Origin of the sequence: Flavobacterium sp. (assembly GCF_049318325.1) — a bacterium.
In the GTDB taxonomy this organism is placed as follows: Bacteria; Bacteroidota; Bacteroidia; order Flavobacteriales; family Flavobacteriaceae; genus Flavobacterium.
In genome coordinates this window covers 1-4,836 of sequence record NZ_JBMOGQ010000156.1, presented here as the reverse complement: position 1 = coordinate 4,836, position 4,836 = coordinate 1, and the positions used below count along the sequence as shown (strand labels likewise).

Sequence of the window (4,836 nt, the reverse complement as noted above, 5' to 3'; positions counted from 1 at the left end):
TCATGTGTCAAGTTTATTGTTTTTTTTTCTTTGACACAGTTTATTGAACATTCTCAGGTAGCCGTAAATAAAAAGGCGGAGCAAAGCACCGGGGTGATATGCCGGCCGGCCATTTTCCTCAAACTCGACCTTAAACCCAAGTTCGGACAGGTTCAAGCTATCCACAAACAGGTCAATCAGGCGGACTTCGTTATCGGCATCGACATGCGCATCCAGGCAATACATCTCCCACTGATTTCGGGGTTTTCCTTGGATAAATTTCATAAATAAAAATACCGATTTTAAGGGAGAAAACTGCCACTTCCACACTTAAATTTGCTAACAATTGACTTGTTGAAAAGTGGGGTTATTAGACAGTCTGACGGTTTGCAGCTACCCGAAGGTGGCGATTTCGAAGCACTTCACTGTCAACTAAGCAGAAACTTTGATAGAAGCACAAAGCTCGATTTAACCACTGAACCGCCACTTTTGGGTAGGTGCTGTTGTGCGTTCGTTCTTTTTTCATTATCTTATCAATCAATATTTTTTGCAATCTATCAAATATGTTTGTTTTTAATAAATTTTGCTAGTTCCATCCCTGTCAATTCTTTCGAGGATGATAAGTTTCTTATATAAAGTTGTTCACTACTTTTACCCTCATCATCTTTTAGCAAGAAAATTTCACTTGTACTTTGTTTAACTGTAACTATTAAAATATCACCCTCTGGAAATTTTAGAAATTTTCTAGTCATTAAGGAGGAAAAACTATCACCAATAAAATTTCTAATTAAATCATCAAAGAAAAGACCATATCCATCTCTATTGGGATACTGTAATTTAGGACTTAAATATTCATTTTCAAGACCTAAGATTCTCTTATTGTTATCTACACCAATTAACAATGTGCCGCCATTTGAGTTGGCAAATGCCACTAATGTCTTAAGTGAACTATGTATTAATATTTTAGGAGTCAAATCTCCCGAAAGTCTTTTCAATTCATAGATAACTTTTTCATTTTTCTTATCAATTTTATTTAGTTGCTCGATTCGCTTTTGTGTAAATTCATCTGGTATTGGAGTAAATAATGATGATTTAAATTCAAGAGTTTCACTTTCATCTTCTTTTATTCGCTGGTTCCAATATAAAATTTCCTCTCTCATTTCTCTAGCGTTCTTGTCTTCTATCGTTTCTTCTAGTGATAAAATTCCTTTAGAAATATAATCATTAATTAATCTTAAGTTTCTTAATACAAAGTCTGAATCTTCTTTACTCTCTGAAAGCAACAAATTATTTGCTAGTGAAATCTTTGCAATTGTTCTTAAATCTTTTTGCTCAAGTGACATACTATACTTTTTTACATAATTAAAGAGCTGTTCTATAGCTTCATCATGCTTTTCATTAAAGAGAGAAAGTATGTCTAAAAAGAAAATTAATTTTTCTGCATCAGGAAATGTTTCAATTGTTTTTTGATTGATTTTTGCCTTTGTGTCAATTGCATTATTACGAATAACACTAATTTCATTTACTGTTTTGTTTTGAAGCGTTTTGGTGATTCTTTGTAAAATCTCAAAATATGAAATATAAATGTTTAGTAAGTAACTTCGTGCATGATTTGCATTTGAGTAAAATTGCTTAGCAATTTTGAAGTTTGATAACTTTAAGTTTAAATCAAATTGCAAGACTGCATATTGTTCAATACAGAAAGCTTTTTCTGTAATGGTTTTGTCGAAGTAAGAGTTTTCTTCATTTATTATTTCATTGTCAAAAAAGTCAGAGGTAGTAGTTGATAACAAAGCTTTAACATAATTCTCATAATAGTTTAAATCAGTCTCCTTTATTGAGCGAAAACTAAATGACATTTGATTTTTTTTGTTGTACTCCTTTAGTAGTACTTTTAATTTCTGTCCTTCCTTAAAGTACGATTTAATTTTTGTCGTGTCCCATGGAAAATCAAAGATTTCTTTTTGGTGAAGTAATCCTTCTCCAACTTTTGTGATAACAAATAGGCCATAATTAGATACTTGTTTGATAACAGCATCATATGTAATACCAATTTCTCCTTTAAGTTCAGAACCCTTTATGTCTACAACATTTGAATTAGGTGCCTGCTCGATAATAAAAAATTTAAAAGCATTGCTAAGGGCTATACATTTTGCTTCAATTAAAAATGAAGACTCTTCAAAAGAATGTAATTTGAGAATATTATTGCTTATGTGGTGTGTTGGCAAAAAACCTTTTATGTCATCATACCTCACCTCATAACCCGTATTACTTTTTCGGGATAGTTGAACTGTGAATGATTTATTTTCTTTATAATAACTCTCTAATTTACTCCAAGTAATGTTGTCAATATTATTTGCATTCATTTTAATAAGTTGGTCTAAGTTTAACTCAACTTTATTGTTAAAAATAAATGGGTTATTGTGATCATTTGATTGATAATTATCTAAGTAGTTATAGGCATTAAAAAGAATACATTCTTTTTTATCTATTTCATGCACACATTTTGTAAATAATTTTAACATTTGACCTGTTGTGATGTTGAAATGCTCATTCAAATTAATTTTGCTAGCTATGATTATTTCAAAATACGACCAATCCAAATATTTATTTTCTAAATCTTTAAAATCTTTTGTTTTATAACTACTTATTGATAAACTGAAGGTTTCTTTCTCTTGTTCTGAAAGAAATACTTTTTTTCTTGAACTGATTATGTTTATAAGTTTTATCCATTGATGTTTTATTGATTCTGTTATGGAATCATGATATGAAAATAATTCAAGAAGTCGATTATGGAAGTCATTTGTATCAATCAATTCAAAATTGCAGAGTCTGATAAGAGTATATAGTTTGTCAATTATGAATTCACTTTTTTCAAAGAACTCATTTACTTTCAAAAAGTTGAATGGATTAGAATTTAATAAATCTAATACTTCATCATTTATATTTGCAGAATCTAGAGCGTACTGTGCCCTTATTCCCGTATTGCATTTTATTTCTTCACTTGGGAATGAAGTAATTATGCCTTTAGTAACAATCCAATCTTCAAAAATAATTATTAATTTGTTTATCTCTATTGCTCTTTTATAATCATAGCTTTCAATACTTCTCTTGAATAATTTTGTTAGAATTTTATTCGCATAAGTAAATACCCAAAAAGCTTCTTTGGAGTCATATTGTTCTTTTAGCTGTATTATGCTTTTATCATTTATGTCATTGTTGTTTAACAAATTGTAAAAGTACTTCTTGGATAATTTGTTATCAGAAACAATTTGTTCGAATGTTACATAAAATGGGTCTTTAATGTTGGTTTGAAAAAGTCGTATGTGAGTTGTTATACTAATTATCTTACATTGGATTTTATCAAGTTTGTTTTCCTGCAATTTTTGGCCTGGGAGCATATGTACTTCATGCAAGCAATTGTCAATACCTTTGAGTATGAAAATATCAAAAGTTCCTTTTTGGGATATTTTGGTTTTACTTTCAAGAACCTGAAATTCATACTCCTTGCCAACTTCAAAAATTGGATGCCGATAGTCTTTATTTATTAATCTAGGAATTCCATTTGTCTGAATACTTTCAACTTCACACCTTAATTTGTCAAACTGCCAAATTTCATTATTCTGCCATTTTAACCCTAATATTGATATTTTATTTTTGTCAATATCTTCAACTGTAATGATTGATACTTTTTCACCTTTTCTATTTTCGCTTTCCTCTATTGAAATTATATTAAATAAATATTGTTCGCCAATTTTGTAATTTTTATTAATTGGAGACTCTTGATTTATTTTCAAAGGTCTTACGTAATTCAGAAAATACTGCTTAGTGTTTATATTTTGTTCTTTCTTAAAATAGTGTTTTTCTCCTACCGATACACCATATTTTAAAAGTTGATATGTTGGAATTGTATATTTTTTGTCTTCGGTTAAACAATGAACAATGAAATATTCATTTTCACCTATTTGAGTAGTTTCTTCTATGTTACAAAGTAATTCAGTCATATTTTATAATGTTCAGTATGTCTGTTGAGTGTTGTATTAGAATGACGCACAACGGCAGTTCGTCTAAAAACTCCCTTTTAAATAAATAATCCGCTCAAAATTACCCCTTTTTTTGACATTTAAGCGTGCCACAGAAAAGGCGCACAAAAATTCTGGCTCCCAACCAAGAAAACCTGAATACCCGAAAACGGCCTTAAATCGCCTCTGAAATGGCCAAAAATAAAGGCCCAATGCCTTTAGGTAGGTTTTGAGCTGGTTTTTATCTAAAATGTTAAAGATGCGCCGCAGGTTGTAGGCCGTAAAGATCATTCCCACATCGGAAGAGGCGTGTTTGATGCTCCTTTTGGTCATGATGTAGTAAAAATCCCACTGCCGCTTAATTACCCCAAAAGGATGCTCAACAATGGCCTGGCGCCTGCGGTAAAGGCCTGGATTCTCTTGCAAGCGGATTTTGTTCGCATCAATAAGGTCCATGTGCTCCGAGCGTTCTATCAGGCGGCCCTTTTTGTTGGTGGTACAACGCGAAAAAAGCGGACAACTCAAACAGGCCTTTGTTTTGTAATGCTTTACTCGGTTCATGGTCTTGCCGCTGGCCTTGTTGTAGCAGCGGCCATTGGTGCTTAGCTTTTTCCCCGCAGGGCAGGTGTATTCATCGTTTTCTTTGTGGTAATCAAAATGTTCTACATCGAAGTTGTGGTCGGGGGCATGTGAGGCCACCTCGGGAAAAGCCACCATGACCTCAACACCTTGTTTGTGGGCATAATCAAACTCTGTTCCGGTGTGGTATCCTTTGTCGTACAGGGCCGTAAAATCTGAACTGCCTAAAATGGTTTTGGCTCGGCGTACCATGCCG

General features: G+C 32.3%; 3 protein-coding genes. 1 reads left to right on the top strand and 2 read right to left on the bottom strand.

The annotated features are described in order from the left end of the window. On the top strand, positions 1 to 270 hold a 270-nt coding region (locus ACOYLP_RS10800), incomplete at its 5' end, for a hypothetical protein (RefSeq protein ID WP_422856178.1). Between the two features lie 266 nt (positions 271 to 536). Here ACOYLP_RS10800 and ACOYLP_RS10795 read toward each other — a convergent pair. Then, positions 537 to 3,983, bottom strand: coding sequence for an RNA-binding domain-containing protein (locus tag ACOYLP_RS10795; protein WP_422856177.1), 3,447 nt, complete (start codon positions 3,981 to 3,983; stop codon positions 537 to 539). Between the two features lie 63 nt (positions 3,984 to 4,046). After that, positions 4,047 to 4,836 (bottom strand): transposase (locus ACOYLP_RS10790; protein ID WP_422856176.1); only part of this gene is annotated, 790 nt, incomplete at its 5' end.